This is a genomic window from Campylobacter lari subsp. concheus (assembly GCF_008245025.1).
GTDB classification, from domain to species: Bacteria; Campylobacterota; Campylobacteria; order Campylobacterales; family Campylobacteraceae; genus Campylobacter_D; species Campylobacter_D concheus.
The window spans coordinates 780,576-796,782 of sequence record NZ_CP043426.1; the positions used below are offsets into that span (position 1 = coordinate 780,576).

General features: G+C 31.2%; 15 protein-coding genes. 6 read left to right on the plus strand and 9 right to left on the minus strand.

All coding sequences use genetic code 11. The features are described 5' to 3' along the window. The first annotated feature begins 20 nt into the window (after positions 1 to 20). The 6 genes from ftnA to CLCT_RS04150 all read left to right on the plus strand — a co-directional run bounded on the left by ftnA (position 21) and on the right by CLCT_RS04150 (position 8,855). Complete coding sequence (gene ftnA, locus CLCT_RS04125; RefSeq protein WP_012661514.1) at positions 21 to 515, plus strand: non-heme ferritin; 495 nt, start codon at positions 21 to 23, stop codon at positions 513 to 515. Positions 516 to 621: 106 nt separating this feature from the next. After that, positions 622 to 1,257 (plus strand): S24 family peptidase, encoded by a 636-nt coding sequence (locus CLCT_RS04130; RefSeq protein WP_039668429.1) that lies wholly within the window; start codon positions 622 to 624, stop codon positions 1,255 to 1,257. 181 nt (positions 1,258 to 1,438) lie between these two features. Beyond that, entirely contained in the window at positions 1,439 to 3,376 is a 1,938-nt protein-coding gene (locus tag CLCT_RS04135; protein ID WP_149062344.1) for a multiheme c-type cytochrome, read from the plus strand. Between the two features lie 47 nt (positions 3,377 to 3,423). Further along, a complete protein-coding gene (locus CLCT_RS04140) occupies positions 3,424 to 5,490 on the plus strand; it encodes a rhodanese-like domain-containing protein (protein WP_149062345.1) in 2,067 nt (688 codons plus the stop codon). A gap of 56 nt (positions 5,491 to 5,546) precedes the next feature. Then, complete coding sequence (locus tag CLCT_RS04145) at positions 5,547 to 6,146, plus strand: SoxW family protein (protein ID WP_149062346.1); 600 nt, start codon at positions 5,547 to 5,549, stop codon at positions 6,144 to 6,146. A gap of 9 nt (positions 6,147 to 6,155) precedes the next feature. Continuing rightward, positions 6,156 to 8,855 (plus strand): cytochrome c biogenesis protein, encoded by a 2,700-nt coding sequence (locus CLCT_RS04150; protein WP_149062347.1) that lies wholly within the window; start codon positions 6,156 to 6,158, stop codon positions 8,853 to 8,855. 1 nt (position 8,856) lies between these two features. Here the strand turns inward: CLCT_RS04150 and CLCT_RS04155 are convergent, their stop codons facing one another. From CLCT_RS04155 to CLCT_RS04195, 9 genes are all read right to left on the minus strand, one after another. Beyond that, a complete protein-coding gene (locus CLCT_RS04155; RefSeq protein WP_039668432.1) occupies positions 8,857 to 9,081 on the minus strand; it encodes a hypothetical protein in 225 nt (74 codons plus the stop codon). Then, positions 9,074 to 10,033 carry a UDP-3-O-(3-hydroxymyristoyl)glucosamine N-acyltransferase gene (lpxD, locus tag CLCT_RS04160; protein ID WP_149062348.1) on the minus strand — a complete coding sequence of 320 codons (960 nt, stop codon included), beginning with the start codon at positions 10,031 to 10,033 and terminating at the stop codon, positions 9,074 to 9,076. Before lpxD ends, CLCT_RS04155 begins: the two co-directional genes overlap by 8 nt. Further along, the gene (ilvN, locus tag CLCT_RS04165; protein WP_039668434.1) at positions 10,030 to 10,497 is read right to left on the minus strand and encodes an acetolactate synthase small subunit; all 468 of its coding nucleotides are present in this window, start codon (positions 10,495 to 10,497) and stop codon (positions 10,030 to 10,032) included. Before ilvN ends, lpxD begins: the two co-directional genes overlap by 4 nt. Then, the gene (locus CLCT_RS04170) at positions 10,494 to 12,203 is read right to left on the minus strand and encodes an acetolactate synthase large subunit (protein ID WP_149062349.1); all 1,710 of its coding nucleotides are present in this window, start codon (positions 12,201 to 12,203) and stop codon (positions 10,494 to 10,496) included. The genes ilvN and CLCT_RS04170 overlap by 4 nt, the downstream gene beginning before the upstream one ends. Before the next feature lie 85 nt (positions 12,204 to 12,288). Next, complete coding sequence (locus CLCT_RS04175) at positions 12,289 to 12,846, minus strand: 2-oxoglutarate:acceptor oxidoreductase subunit OorC (protein ID WP_149062350.1); 558 nt, start codon at positions 12,844 to 12,846, stop codon at positions 12,289 to 12,291. Beyond that, positions 12,843 to 13,688: a 2-oxoglutarate ferredoxin oxidoreductase subunit beta gene (locus tag CLCT_RS04180; RefSeq protein WP_039668437.1), complete on the minus strand. Its 846-nt coding sequence runs from the start codon at positions 13,686 to 13,688 to the stop codon at positions 12,843 to 12,845. Before CLCT_RS04180 ends, CLCT_RS04175 begins: the two co-directional genes overlap by 4 nt. Before the next feature lies 1 nt (position 13,689). After that, complete coding sequence (locus CLCT_RS04185; protein ID WP_149062351.1) at positions 13,690 to 14,814, minus strand: 2-oxoglutarate synthase subunit alpha; 1,125 nt, start codon at positions 14,812 to 14,814, stop codon at positions 13,690 to 13,692. A gap of 8 nt (positions 14,815 to 14,822) precedes the next feature. Next, positions 14,823 to 15,137, minus strand: a complete 315-nt coding sequence (locus tag CLCT_RS04190; RefSeq protein WP_039668439.1) for a 2-oxoglutarate:acceptor oxidoreductase, delta subunit — start codon at positions 15,135 to 15,137, stop codon at positions 14,823 to 14,825. A 172-nt stretch (positions 15,138 to 15,309) separates the two neighbouring features. Further along, entirely contained in the window at positions 15,310 to 16,206 is an 897-nt protein-coding gene (locus CLCT_RS04195; protein WP_149062352.1) for a malate dehydrogenase, read from the minus strand. Position 16,207: the final 1 nt, after the last annotated feature.

Here is a 16,207-nt window from a genome sequence, read left to right on the forward strand (position 1 = left end):
ATAATTCATAAGGAGAAAAAATGCTTTCAAAAGAAGTAGTGGCTTTATTAAACGAGCAAATCAATAAAGAAATGTATGCGGCAAATTTGTATTTGAGTATGAGTTCATGGTGCTATGAGCATAGTTTTGATGGTGCGGGTGCGTTTTTGTTTGAGCATGCAAGAGAAGAAAGTGATCATGCAAGAAAACTCATCACTTATTTGAATGAAACTGATTCTAAAGTAGAGTTAAAAGAAGTTAAAAAACCTGATAGTGATTTTAAATCATTGCTTGATGTGTTTGAAAAAACCTTTGAACATGAGCAAAGTATCACTGCTTCTATTAACAATCTTGTAGATTTTATGCTTTCAAGTAAAGATTATTCTACTTTTAATTTCTTGCAATGGTATGTAAGCGAACAACACGAAGAAGAAGCGCTTTTTAGAGGTATAGTAGATAAAATCAAACTCATAAGCGATAATGGCAATGGCTTATACATGGTAGATCAATACATCAAAAGCTTAATTAATAAATAATTTTTTAGCTTCCATAAATTTGGAAGCTAAATATCTTTTAATTTAAAAGAATTCTTGCAAAATAAAAGTAAATTTGCTAAAATACTTTTTATTTAAAAGGATTTTTATGCAAATGAATGAAATTACTGATAAACTTAAATTTATACTCCAAAAAGAAGGCATAAAAAACGCCAAAGATTCTGATGTAGCTAAAATGCTAAATATTAATCCCGATACTTTTTATAGTATGAAATTTAGAAATTCCATACCTTATAAGCAAATACTTCATTTTTTAAATGAAAGAAATATCAATATCAATGCATTTTTTTATGAAGATTCTCTTGAGAGTAATACTCCAACACTTGATCTAAACTATAATGTCTTAAAATATTATGATGTTAATGCTTCTATGGGAGGTGGAGCTTTAAATGATAATGTTAGTTTTTCAGAAGTGATTATAGATGAAAAACTTAGTGATTTTTTTGGCTCTAAAGATTGTGATATCATCCCATGTATAGGCGATAGCATGGAGCCTGAAATCAAAGATGATTCTTTGTGTTTAGTAGATAAAAGCAAAAGCTTTAAAGAGGGTGGAGTTTTTGCAGTAAACACTCGAGATGGTTTGTTTATCAAACAAATTTTTAAAAGCAATAAAGGCGGAGTTTATCTACACTCTTTTAATCTAAGTTATGCAGATGTTCATTATCAAAATGGTGATTTTTTAATCGTGGGTAAAGTAGTGGGTACTATAAGTAGAATTTAGTATTTAGCAAATAATTTCTTTTTCTATATAATAATTTTTATTATTTAAATTAACAAAAAATAAATATAAATATATTTTAAGTTAATTTTTATTAAAAAATAGTCACAATTATACTTTAATAGTTAATAGATAATAAATAAGAGTATTTTTATCTTTTAACAAAACACGCGAAAGGGAAGTTATGAAACACAAATTAGCTAAGGTTGCTACCTACGCCTGTTTAGCCTTAGGTATAAGTTTAAGCTCGCAAGCTTTTGCTTCTTCAGAGCCTAGAACTCTTGATGGTTATGTAGCTCAAGAGGATGCATTTTTTGACTATCTTTACAAACATCACCCTATTTTTAAATATGAAAAAGAAGGGCGTTTGGTGGGTAAATTTACTCATAGTGATAGAACTGAAAACTGGGTTTTAAATCAAAATGGGGCTAAATTTGCTGCTGAGCATGATTTAAAACAAGCTTCTATTACTTATCGTTTGCCTTATGAATCTTTCTTAGATTTTCCAAATAAATTCGTAGGCCCAAAAAAATGTGGTGAGTGTCATCCTGCTCAATATGCTTCTTGGGAGCGCTCTCGCCATGCAAAAACCGTGCGTTTTCCACATGAAATGGAAGAAGTTGGTGGAGCTGAAGGTTTAAAAAAACCTATGTATAACTCTCAAGCTACTATTTTACCTGATGGAATTTATCCAAATGATGTTTATGCTCTCATTGGAACACCAAGAACAAAATATGGTTTTATAGATAAATGGCTTGTACGTGGAACTTACCATGTAGAAGATGGAAATTTGAGTGATTTAAGTGGTAAATTAACCGCTGGAGGTAATCAATTCTCAAGACTTTGGAGTGAGTTTTTAACTCCTGAAATGGCACAAAAAATAGCTGCTTTTGCACCTGGTTTTCCTACTAAAATGGAAGATTTTGGAGGAAATGGTTCTCAAGTATGGGGAACAAACTCTTATGCTGCAACTTATAAAGAAAAAGCGGTTTTCCAGCCTGCTACTGCATATTGTGAAACCTGTCATACTTTTAAATTTGACTTTAAAAGTAAAGAAGAATTTTACAAAGCACTAGGTAATCCAAAAGAACTTCAAAAACATACCATCTCAAAAGGTATTACTTGCGAGGAATGCCATGGGGCTGGAGCACATCTTTATGGAGCAAGAGGTGCGGGTATGCCATCAAATTGTGAAAGATGTCATCAAAGATTTTCATATAATGAAGCTGATGCTAAAATAAATCCTAGAAAACCTTTCAATGCATATTTTAAATCAAGTTGTCCTGCGTGTGGAACAGAAGGTGCTCAAATGTATTCTTCAGCGCACTATGATAAGGGTATGAGATGTAATACGTGTCATGATCCACATGAAGTAACTTTTAATGATTGGAAAAGTGGTTACACTAAAACAAAACTTAAAAAAACTTGCAAAGATTGTCATGAAACCCAAGCTAGTTTTTTCAAAAAAGGTGGAATTCACGCAAAAGATAGCTGTACAGCTTGTCACATGCCAAATATGATGAGTTGTGAAAACTTTGGAGCGGTTCAAAACCCTGATAAAGGTGGATTTGATAATGTTAGAGCCTCACATATTTGGAATATCAAAGTAGACAAAACCGCAAAAACACTCAACCCACCAGAAGGCAAAGAAAGATCACCTAAAGTTGGTGGTTGGACTATAGCTAGAGATGATGAAGGTAGATTTTTCCTTGATTTAATGTGGAGTTGTGGTAGAACTAGTTTTAGCGATATTAACCTAATGGGTCCTGGTGCAAGTGGTTGTCATAGTCCTGTGCAATCAACCTTACCTGAAAAACTTCACTTTAGTAATCAAGAAATGATTTATGATAAAGTAATGCAGTGGCAAAATCCTGTTAAAGAAGGCTATGAGAAAATTAGAAAAGGCATAGCAAATATTGATAAAACTTTTGCTGAAAAAACCAAACTTTCAGTAGAACAAAAATCAAAAGTACTAAGCCTAACTAATCAAGCTCAAGCCATAGCTGATAGACTAGAAAAAGATGGTTCTTGGGGTGTTCATGGGCCTGCTTATTCTAAGAAAATCATAGAAGAAGCTTTAATTTATATCCAAGAAGCACAAAATATCCTAAATGATAAATAAAAACAAAGGAAGAATGAAAAATTCTTCCTTCAAATAAGGAGCTAGTCTTGAAAAATTTAATCATTCGACTTTTTATTGTCCTTTTTACTCTCTTTATGCCATCAGGATTTATTTTTGCTGAGGCTAATGGAGAAATAGGCTCAATAGAAGGTGTAAAAAGTATTAGCTTAGCACAAGCTCAAGAAATGCTAGATCAAAATAATACTTATTTTTTTGATGTCAACTCAGAGCAAGATAGACAAGCTAATGGCTATATACCTAATTCCATATCAACCTATGTTGAAAATTGGCAAAATTTATTACCTAATGATAAAAATGCAAATTTAGTATTTTATGGTTTAAATCGTTTTAGATTTGAAGCTTCTCAAGCTGCTGCAGTTGCTATAGAACTTGGCTATAAGAACTCTGTTGTAATGCTTGATGGCATTGAATCATGGATAACATCAGGTAGAAAAGTTGAAAAAATAGACACAGTTAAATGGGAAAAAGCTAAAGAAATTATCGAGTTTAAAGATACTATCCACTCAAGATTTAAATTTAGCAATACCCCATCTTGTCGTGATTGTCATGCTCAAAAAGGTAAAGGCATTAGAGCTGATATTGCAGCAAGTAAAAACTTAATCAATCAAAAATGCGCAACTTGCCATGAAAAAGCAAGCAATGCTTTGGCAAAAAGCGCTCATGGGATACAAGAGTTCTTGCCTGCTCAAGATATGCAAAAGAAAAAAGAAAAACCATCTTGTGCGACTTGTCACTCTATTCATGTTACCCCAAAACATTCAGGAATTTATTCACAAAAACAATTAGTCGATCAAAAATGCGCACAATGCCATAAACAAAAAAGTGCAACTTTCCATATGACTTTCCATGGTAAAGGTATGTTTTTAAGTACTCCAGGTGAAACTCCAAGTGTTGCTACTTGTTCTGATTGTCATGGCAAACACAATATTTTAAAATCAAGTGAAAGAAACTCAACTCTCTCGCCAATTAACCGTGTTCAAACTTGCAAATCATGTCACCCAAATGCAAATGAAAATTTCGCAAATTGGATGGCACATGCTGATCATAGCGATGGTGAAAAATATCCTGGATTACATGGTGCTTATATATTTATGACTATTTTAGTGATTTCTGTGTTTGTTTTCTTTGGAGCTCATACTATACTTTGGTGCTTGCGTTTAATTGCTATGCGTATAAAATATCCTAAAGAATGGAAAGAAGCAAGAAAAGCAGCGCATGAAGATAAAGTAAGAGTAAGAAGATTTAGCACTTTCCATAGAATTCAACATTTCTTTATGGCAGCTAGTTTCTTGGGTCTTGCATTCTCAGGCTTACCGCAAAAATTTTATGATTCAGCGTGGGCTAAACCTATGATTGATTTAATGGGTGGAGATATTATTAACGCAGCAACCATACATCATATTTCAGCCATAGTAATGTTTGCAGTATTTTTCTCTCACATTGGAGAAATCATCATTGTAAATTGGAAACGCCGTGATGTAGCAAGGGATCCAATAACTGGCAAAATAAGCTTTATGAAAGTTTTAAAAGCTACTTTTGGACCTGATTCTTTAATGCCAAATTGGCAAGATTTTAAAGATATGAAAGATCATTTTAAATGGTTCTTTGGTTTTGGGCCAAGACCACAATTTGACCGCTGGACTTATTGGGAAAAATTTGACTATCTAGCAGTATTTTGGGGTATGTTTATCATTGGTATTTCAGGGCTTATTTTATGGTTTCCTGCTTTCTTTGGTAAATTTTTACCAGGTGAAGCAATCAACCTAGCAACCCTACTTCACTCTGATGAAGCTTTACTTGCTACAGGATTTATTTTTGCAATTCATTTCTTTAATACGCATTTTAGAGCAGATCGCTTCCCTATGGATATGGTGATTTTCTCAGGAAGTATTAGTGAAGAAGAGATTAAACAAGAAAGAAGTGTATGGTATAAACGCTTAAAAGAAAGTGGAAAATTAAGCACTTTATATGAAAATAAAAGTAATTTCAAAGCATATCAATGGCTAGCTAAGCTTGTAGGATTTGCAATGCTAATCACTGGCTTAGTATTTTTATTTTTAATGCTTTATACTTTCTTTAACACTATCTTATAACCTTATTCGCTATAATAGCGAATAAGGACTTTTCCTAACTTTTTCAAGGATTTTAAATGTTTAAAACAATACTCACACTTAGTTTTTTAAGTATTTTTTTTACAGCTTGTTCTAATGAAGAAAAACTTGATTCTAATTTAATCTCAAGTGGCACACAATTTTCTAAAGAAAATTTACAAAAAGCAAATGATTTAGATAAAAAATCTTATGAAGAAATAGCTCATTTATTTAAAGATAATACAAATATAAAAAGTGATGATAAAAATATTTTAATCATTTTTAGTGCAAATCAGTGCCTTTATTGTGATAAATTAAAAGAAGAGATTAAAAATGATAAAAAAATACAAGAACTTATAAAAGAAAAATACAGCTCTTATTATATAAATATAAGCTATAAAAAAATTCATACATTTTATAAAAACCATAAAAGCGATTTAAGCACAGCTGAAATTTCTAGTATTTATAACATAATAGCTACCCCTACTATTGTAATTTTAAACAAAAACAGCCAAACTTTGTTAAACTATCCTGGTTTTATTAGCGCCAAAAGACTAAGTGCTACAATGGAGTTTTTAAACCAAAAAGAAAATCAAAATTTAGACGAAGCAACCATAGCGCAAAAACTTATACATTTTTATAAAGAAAATAATATTTAAAGGTTAAAAATGCAGTATTTTTTTTCTTTTGCGATGAGTTTTTTACTAATGAGCATATACGCCATAGCTTGTGCTGTGGCGACCTTTATAGAAAATGATTTTGGTATTAGTGCGGCTAAAGCTTTGATTTATAATAATGCTTGGTTTGATATGCTGCATTTATTACTAGGTTTAAATTTAATCGGGGTGATATTTTATAACAAGCTTTTTCAAAAGAAAAAATACTCTATTTTGCTTTTACATTTATCTTTTATAGTGATTTTAATCGGTGCTGGACTTACTAGATATTTTGGCTTAGAAGGTGGAATGCATATAAGAGAAAATGAAAGCTCTAACACCATAGTCACTAGGGAAGAATTTTTAAAAATTACTGATTTTGATACTAATGCTAGTTTTAAATTTCCTATTAGTTTTACCCCGCTAACCCAAAAGCATTTTGAAAAAACTATTGACTTAAATGGCGAAAAATTAATCATAAGCTCTATCAAATATACTCCACAAAAAGACTCTATCACACCTGTTAGCTTAGAATTAAATATTAAGTATCAAAAAGCAAATACACAAATAATCTTAAATCCAAATTTTACAAACAAACAAGCAGTGCATTTTAACTTACAGGGAAAAAATTTTACCATCAATTGGGGACCAAGAGAAATCAAACTTCCTTTTACATTACACTTAAAAGATTTTATACTAGAGCGTTATTTAGGCTCTATGAGCCCATCTTCTTATACTTCAAAAATTCAAATCATAGATAAGCAAAATAATATTGAGTTAAATTATGATATTTTTATGAATAATGTTCTTGATTATGGTGGATATAGATTTTTTCAAAGCTCTTATGATCAAGATGAGCAAGGCACTATACTTTCAGTCAATAAAGATCCTGGTAAAATTCCTACTTATATAGGTTATACTTTATTGATTTTAGGATTTTTATGGGTTTTATTTGATAAAAAATCAAGATTTCATCGTTTAAGTGTTTATTTAAAAAAAGGTCAAAGTTTTGTATTGTTTATTTTGCTTTTTGCAAATTTACAAACCCCACTTTTTGCACAAGAAAATAAAAATGAAATTTTAAATTTAATCTCAAATTTGCAAAAAAATTCCTATGAACATTCTTTAAATTTTGCAAAACTACTTGTGCAAGATCATAATGGTAGAATCAAACCTTTAGATACTTTGGCAATGGAATTTGTTTATAAAATCACTCAAAAAGAAAAATTTTTAAATCTTCACTATGATCAAATTTTTCTTGCAATGATGATTTATCCTAAAGAATTTAGAAAAATCAAAATGATAGCTACAAAAACAAGTAAATTAAGAAAACTAATAGGTGTAGATACAAATGAAAAATACATAGCATTTGATGATGTGTTTGATAATGGGGTATATAAACTGAGTAATTATGTTGAAGAAGCTAACCGCAAAAAGCCCTCGATAAGAACTAGCTTTGATAAAGATTTACTAGCTTTAGATGAAAAAATAAATCATGCATATTATATTTATAGTGGTCAAGCTTTAACTATTTTTCCTGATATTAATGAACAAAGTTTAAAGTGGTATTCTCCGGTACAAATTTTACCCTTTGCAAAAGAAGATATAGAGCGTTTGCAAATGCTTTTAGTTAGCTATTTTTTACAAGTTCGCAATGGTATTGAAAACAATCAATGGCAAGATGCAAATGAAATTTTACAATCTTTAAAAGATTTTCAATATCACTATGGAAGCAATGTTTTACCACCAAAGGAAAGATTAGATCTTGAAATACTGCTTAATCATTATAATATTTTTGATAATCTAACTTTTGTTTATATTAGCTTTGCGTTAGTGTTTTTCTTTTTAAGTTTTTATACTATATTAAAAAATATTTCTTTATCTGCCTTTGTATATGATTTTTTTTACATTATTTTAAGTATGTGTGTAATCATACATGCGCTAGCTTTAATCATTCGTTGGTATGTAGGTGGGCATGCTCCTTGGAGTAATGCTTATGAAAGTATGATTTATATAGCTTTTGCTTGTGCGATAAGCGCTGTGATATTTTTTAAAAAATCACTTTTAGCTTTATGTAGTGCGAGCTTTTTAGCAGGCATTTCGCTTTTTGTAGCTCATCTTGGCTTCATGGATCCTCAAATTGGAAATTTAATACCTGTTTTAAAATCATATTGGCTTAATATTCATGTATCAATTATAACAGCAAGTTATGGATTTTTAGCACTTTGTTTTATTATAGGAATTTTGAGTTTAATTCTTTTTACTTTAAGAGGTAAAAATAAAAATATAGATTTAAACATCACCAAATTACACTGCGTTAATGAAATGTCTATGATAATAGGACTTGCAATGCTTACGATAGGAAATTTTTTAGGCGGAGTTTGGGCCAATGAAAGCTGGGGAAGATATTGGGGTTGGGATCCAAAAGAAACTTGGGCTTTGATTTCTATTGTAGTTTATACCATGGTATTACATTTAAGATTTATTTTCAAAACATATTTTATTTTTGTTTTTGCAAGTGCTAGCGTTTTAGCCTTTTATAGTATATTAATGACTTATTTTGGAGTAAATTTTTATCTCTCTGGACTTCATTCTTATGCAAATGGCGACGCTTTCCCTATACCAACTTTTGTGTATATTTTGATTGTGCTTAATTTTACTTTAATTATTAGTGCAGGAAGAAAACGGGATTTAAATACGCCTAGTTTTTAAACTAGGCTTTGCTTTTTTCTATTTCTTGAAGTGCTAGGATAAGATCTTTTAAATTTTCATAAGGAATATGAACTTTCCAATCTATTCCATTTTCCTTTTTTAAAGCCACACCTATGCTTAAAACATCATTACTTCCTACACCATAAGGATTAGAAAGATTACAAAGGCTTATTTCTCCACTTTTACTACCATGTAATTCTATAGTTTTAAATACTTTTTTACTCATGTTTATCCCTAAAAGCTGTGATAATTTTTGCTTGAAATTTTAGCCAATCTTTTTGAAGCATGATAGGAAAACCACCATAAACCCTAGCACCTTCTAAATTTTTAGTGACCCCGCCTCTTGCGGCTATGGTAGCAAAATCCCCTATTTCTAAATGCCCACTTGTAGCACTTTGTCCACCCATAGTAACATTTTTACCTAAAACACTTGAACCTGAAATTCCACTTTGAGCTACTATAAGACAATTCTCTCCTATTTCACAATTATGTCCTACTTGAACAAGATTATCAATCTTTGTACCTTGCTTTATGATAGTACTTTCAAAAACTGCTCTATCAATAGTCGTACAAGCTCCAACTTCTACAAAATCTTCTAAAATAACATTTCCATTATGATAAATCTTATAATGTTCGCCATTTTTTGTATGCGCATAACCAAAACCATCACTACCTATAACACAATTTGCCAGCAAATGACATTTTTTACCTATTTTAGTGTCATTATAAATCACAGCATTTGGATGGATTATAGTATATTCACCTATACTTACATTATCACCTATATAAGCTCCTGCCATTATCACTACATGATCAGCTATTTGAACATTTTCACCTATATAAACATTTGGCATAATCTTAGCACTTTTGGCAATATTAGATTGTTTTTTTTCACTAGAGATTAAAGGTTTAGCAAAAAGCTTACTTAAAAGCGCAAAAGATAAATGTGGGTTATCAACGACTAACTTAATGCAATCTTTTGAAACTAAATTTTCAAATTCTTTCGAGATCAATATAGCCCCAGCTCCACTACTTGCAATTTTTTTAGAGTTTTTTTCTCCATCACAATAACTAAGTTCACTAAAACTTGCATTATTTAATGAATTTAAAGCTGTAATTTCTATATCTTCTCCACAATATTCTATGCCTAAAAATTTAGCAATTTCACTAATTTTCATTTTACCTCCATTAAAATAGAACCGCTTCTAACTACACTAATAGGATTATACTTTTTCATAGTTTTTAAAAAGTTATCGATATTTTTTGCATCATCACTTGCCATTACTATAATAAACTCATCATCACTATAAGTTATACTGCCATTATAAGCTTTTAATATAGCATCTAAGCCTGCAAAATTTTCATTTAAAGCAATCTTTACCAAGGCTGTTTCTTTTTCTATAAAATCACTAGAATCAATCACCTTATAAGTGGGTATGAGTTTGTGAAGTTGTTTTATGATTTGCTCAAAAACTTTTTCATCACCTAAAGTAACGATATTTATCCTTGAAAATTCTTTATCATCAAGTGGTGCAACAGTAAGAGATTCTATATTATAACCACGCCCTGAAAAAAGTCCAACAACGCGTGATAATACCCCATGCTCATTTAATACAATGACAGAAATTACTCTTCTTTTCATTTTTTATCCTTGTTTTTATAGCTAGGTAAAATCATATTATAAATAGCTCCCCCTGCAGGCACCATAGGTAATACATCTTCATAACGATCTATAGCCACATTTAAAATACAAGTTTTTTTAGATTTTAAGGCTGCTTTGAAAGCTTTTTGAAATTCTTCTTTATTACAAACATTATAACCCTCACAATGAAAACCTTTAGCAATAGTAATAAAATCAGGTTGACTTGTTAAATCTGTATTAGAAAATCTTTCTTTATAAAACATACTTTGCCATTGTCTTACCATGCCCAAAAAAGAATTATTTAAAACGATATTAATCACTTTGATTCCATAAGCACTTGCAGTCATTAGCTCTTGTATATTCATTAAAAAAGAACCATCGCCTACAAAATTTACCACCACTTCTTCACCCACAGCTAATTTAGCTCCAAGTGCAGCCGGTAAAGAATAACCCATAGTTCCTTGTCCACCACTTGTTGCAAGTTGTCTTGCATAATTAAAAGGATAAAATTGTGCTACCCACATTTGATGCTGCCCCACATCAGTAATTATCCTTGCATCAGGAGCTAATCTAGCACATTCTTCTATAACCCATTGAGGTTTTAAAACTTCATCACTATCTTCATAGATTAAAGGATATAATTGCTGATATCTTTGTAAAGTTTTAAACCATTCTTGGTATTTTGTATTATCAAAACTTTCTTTTTTTAATTCTTCTAAAGTATCTAAAATAACACTTTTAATATCTCCAACTATAGGAAAATGCGCTTCGATGATTTTAGAAATAGAGCTTGGATCTATATCAATATGAACGATTTTCGCACCCTTGGCAAACTCACTTGTTTTACCAGTAATCCTATCATCAAACCTAGCGCCCACAGCAATGAGCAAATCACACTCACTTAAAGCAATATTTGCACAATAACTCCCATGCATACCTGCCATTTTTAAATTAAGCTTATCATCACTTCTTAAAGTTCCTAGAGCCATCAAGGTTTCAACTGCAGGAATTTGACAAAAATGAATCAATTCTCTTAATTCATCACTAGCATTAGAAGCTATACAACCTCCACCTAGGTAAAATAAAGGTTTTTGAGCATTTTTAATCAAACTTACTAATTTTTTAATTTGCTTAACATTTCCTTTATAAGTTGGCTTGTAAGTTTTCATAGAAATTTCTTTAGGATAATGCCATTTACCTATAGCAGCAGTAACATCTTTAGGTATATCAATATGCACAGGCCCTTTTCTACCTGTTGTAGCAATATAAAAAGCTTCTTTTAAAATTTTAGGTAATTCTTCAATATTTTTTACTAAATAATTATGCTTTACACAAGGCCTTGAAATACCTATCGCATCGATTTCTTGAAAAGCATCGGTTCCTATTAAAGAATTTGCAACTTGAGCTGAAATTAAAACCAAAGGTATAGAGTCACTATAAGCAGTAGCCAAACCTGTAACTGTATTGGTAAAACCAGGTCCACTTGTAACTACTGCCACACCAACCTCACCACTCATTCTAGCATAAGCATCAGCACTATGTAAGGCTGCTTGCTCGTGTCTAACTAGGATATGTTTAAAATGAGTTTGCTTATAAATTTCATCATAAATATTTAAAGCAGCACCACCAGGATAACCAAAAACTACTTTAACATTTTCTTCTTTTAATGCTTCACAAATCATTTGCGAGCCATTTAGCTCTTTCATTATTTTACCTTTTTTGCTTAAAAATGGAAAATATTATAACGATAATTTAATAAATATTATTTTATAAGGAGAGTTTCTTGAAAAATCAAGAAACTACTTGTGCTTTTTTAGCGTATTCTACACCTAAATCAAAAGCTTTTGCATTTGCTTCTTTAGTTTTTGCAGGTACCATATCAAGCATAGTTTGTTTTAATGCATCAATATCAATACATTTACTCATATAAGCAGCTATAGCTAAAGCAACAACTGATTGAGTAGCTACATTACCTACTTCTTCTTTAGCTATAGTAATAATAGGAATTTCAAAAATTTTCCATCTAGTATAATCTTCTTTGCTTGGATGAACTAAATTTGGCTCTACAACTATAACACCGCCTTCACAAACACCATCTTTGAAATTATGATAACCCTTATCAGCAGTTGAAAGCATAAAACTAACTTCGCCTTCTACTGCATAAGGAAAAAAGATTTCACTTTCATCAATGATAATATCAACCTTAGTTGGTCCGCCTCTAACTTGAGAAGTATAAGTAGAAGCTTTAAAAGCATTGCGCCCTTCTTTAATGGCAGCTTTAGCTAAAATTTCACCTGCAGTGATAACCCCTTGTCCACCTTCGCCGCAAAATCTTAATTGATATTTCATTTTAATGCTCCTAAATCAACCATTCTTTTTTCTTTCAAGGCTCTTCTAACTTCTTCATAAGCTTCGCAATATTCTGCCTTGCTTTCATCTTGATGCAAAATTCCTGTAGGGAATTTATCTGCTCTTTGCTCATAGTCTAATTGTTCAAATTTAGACTTATCTACACAACGATTTTTAATCCAATCAAGCATGCTTACAGCTTCACCCATTTTATTTTTTCTACCAAGATTAATATGGCAGTTTGAAAATACATCTACAAAACTATAACCTTTGTGCGATAAAGCTTTAAAAATGATATTTTCAAGTTTATTTGCCTCAATAACATTTGTTCTTGCTACAAAAGAAGCCCCAGCAGCTTTAGTAAGCTCACAAGCGTCAAAATTTGGGTCTATATTACCTGCTTGAGCTGTAACAGTGTAAAAACCTTGCGGAGTAGTTGGTGAAGTTTGTGAGTTTGTAAGACCATAAATAAAATTATTGATTAAAATATGAGTTAAATCTATATTTCTTCTACATCCATGGATAGTGTGATTTCCACCAATTGCTAAAGTATCACCATCCCCACTTACTACGATTACGTGTTTTTTAGGATTTGCTAGCTTAATCCCTGTTGCATAAGCAATAGCTCTACCATGGGTAGTATGCACTGTATTACAATTTACATAAGAACTCATTCTACCACTACAACCTATACCAGAAACTAAACAAACATCATCCATATTCCAGTCAAGTTTTTGAATAGCCCTAATAATAGCTTTTAAAACAACGCCATCACCACAACCCCAGCACCATTGTGTTGGAAGTTTATCTACTCTTAAATATTCATCGTAATTAAAAGCCATTTTACATATTCTCCTTTACTTTAGCAATAATTTCACTTGGGGTTATAGGGCGACCATTTGCACGGTGCAAGCTAATAAAATCATCTCTTTTGCTTACTCTTTGAATTTCTTCTAAATATTGCCCCATATTAAGCTCACTTACCATAACTTTTTCAAATTTAGATACCACTTGAGCTATTTTTTTCTCAGCTACTGGATAAAGTGTGATTGGTCTAAAAAGCCCTACTTTTAAACCCTCTTCTCTAAGTCTTAAAATAGCTTCTTTAGTAGATCTTGCAACACTACCATAAGCAATGATTAAAAACTGCGCATCATCACACATAAACTCTTCATAAGTACAAATTTCATCTGTATTATTTTTAATCTTACCAAACAATCTTTTCATATTTTTATCTACTATCATTCCATCTTCAGTTGGAAAACCTATATCTCCATGATGAAGTCCTGTGATATGATAACGATAACCTTCAAAGAAAGGATTTAGCGTAGCAGCTTCATTTTCCCCTGCTGCATAAGGTTTGTAATCTTTTTTATCGCCCGTAAATTTTTTACGGTTAATAATTTCTAATTCTTCTAAATCAGGTAATTTTGCCTTACCATTCATATGTCCTATGGTTTCATCTAAAAGCAAAAATACCGGAGTCATGTATTTTTCAGCTAGATTAAAAGCTCTAATGGTTTCAGTATAAGCTTCTTCTAACGAAGCAGGAGCTAAAGCTATACTTGCATAATCTCCATGTGTTGGAGCTTTTGCTTGAAACAAATCTCCTTGTGCAACTCTTGTTGGAAGGCCAGTGGATGGACCACCCCTCATAACATTTACAATTACTAGTGGAATTTCAGCTATAAAACCCAAACCAATTTGCTCAGCTTTTAAAGAAATTCCAGGTCCACTACTTGCTGTCATAGACTTAACACCACTCATAGAAGCACCCAAAGCCACACTAATACCTGAAATTTCATCTTCCATTTGTATAAAAGTACCATCATTTTTTGGTAGCATATGGCTTAATTCATGTGCTATTTCAGAACTTGGGGTAATTGGATAACCACCAAAAAATTTACAGCCACAATCAATCGCAGCTTTTGCTACTAAAACATTACCTGTTGATATCACTTCTCTCATTGTTTTTCCTATGCGTTTAATTTTTTATATTTATTTTCTTTAACAGCTTGCGCTCTTTCTTTAGCTTCTGGTGTAAGCTTTGCAAATTTAAACTCATCTCTTTTGGCAACAAAAATTGCAAAATCAGGACAGTGACTTTCACATTCACTACAGCCTATACAAGAATCAGGATGAACCACTTCTATCATCTGTCCTAAAACTGCGCTGATTTCATCTCTCATTGCTAAAACTCCAGCTGGACAATAGCTAACACAGATATTACAAGCTTTACATCTTGCTTCATCAACCCAAACCGGTGTATTTTCTGGGGCTACCATTAAAATTCCTTTCTAATTTTTTGTTATTTTTAATGATTTTTTATCAAAAGTTATTTTTAAAACAAACTTTTTATTATAGCGAATTTATAATATGAGTAAATATTATTTAAAATATAAAGTAAAACAAATAGGTATTTATAACGCAAAGTAACATTAGGAGTAAAAAACTCCTAAAAAATTATTTATAATTATACTCAATGAGAGAATTTTCTAATGCAATTTGTTCTTGATTATCTAATTTCAACTCCAAAATTTCAAGTACTCCATCAAAACTTATCCTTGCCATAACACCAAAAGCTTTTTCTTTTATGCCATATTCTCCATCTAAAATCACACATATTGGTAAAAATTCTCCACTTTTTAAAGCCTCTATCATCCTCACGCAAGCACTCGCAGGGGCTAAATATGCTGAAGTTTTTAAATATTTTATAATTTTAGCACCACCTGTTTTAACTTCTTGTTCTATTTGAGCAAGATCATATTCACTTAAAACCTCATTTAATGCTTTGTTTTGAACTTTACTTTGAGATTTTACTAAAATCATACTATCATTGTGAAAACCTATAAGTTTAGTATCTATACAAGAAGTTTTTATATTTAATTTTTTACCAACTTCATATTTAAATCTAGCATTATCCAAAACACCTGCCATAGCAATAATTTTCTTTGATGAGAATAATTTACTGTCATAAAGAGCATCAAGTAAAAAATCTACAGGGTTGCTTATTATGATAAATAAAGGATCGTTGTTAAATTTTTTAATATTATTAGCACACTCAAGCATGATTTTAGCATTAATAGTAAAAAGCTCATCCCTACTTTGACCTTCTTTTCTAGCTATTCCCGCACTAAAAATAACCACTTGAGAATCTTTTGAGTGTGCATAATCATCTGTGCAAGTTATTTTAATATCAAAATTAAAAGCAGCTATACTCTGACTTAATTCTAATTCTCTAGCAAAAAGCAAATCTTTGTTAATATCAATTAAAACAAGCTCATCAACCAACTCTCTTAAAATCAAAGCATAAGCAGTGCTTACACCGACATTTCCTGCACCTATGATAGTGATTTTCATT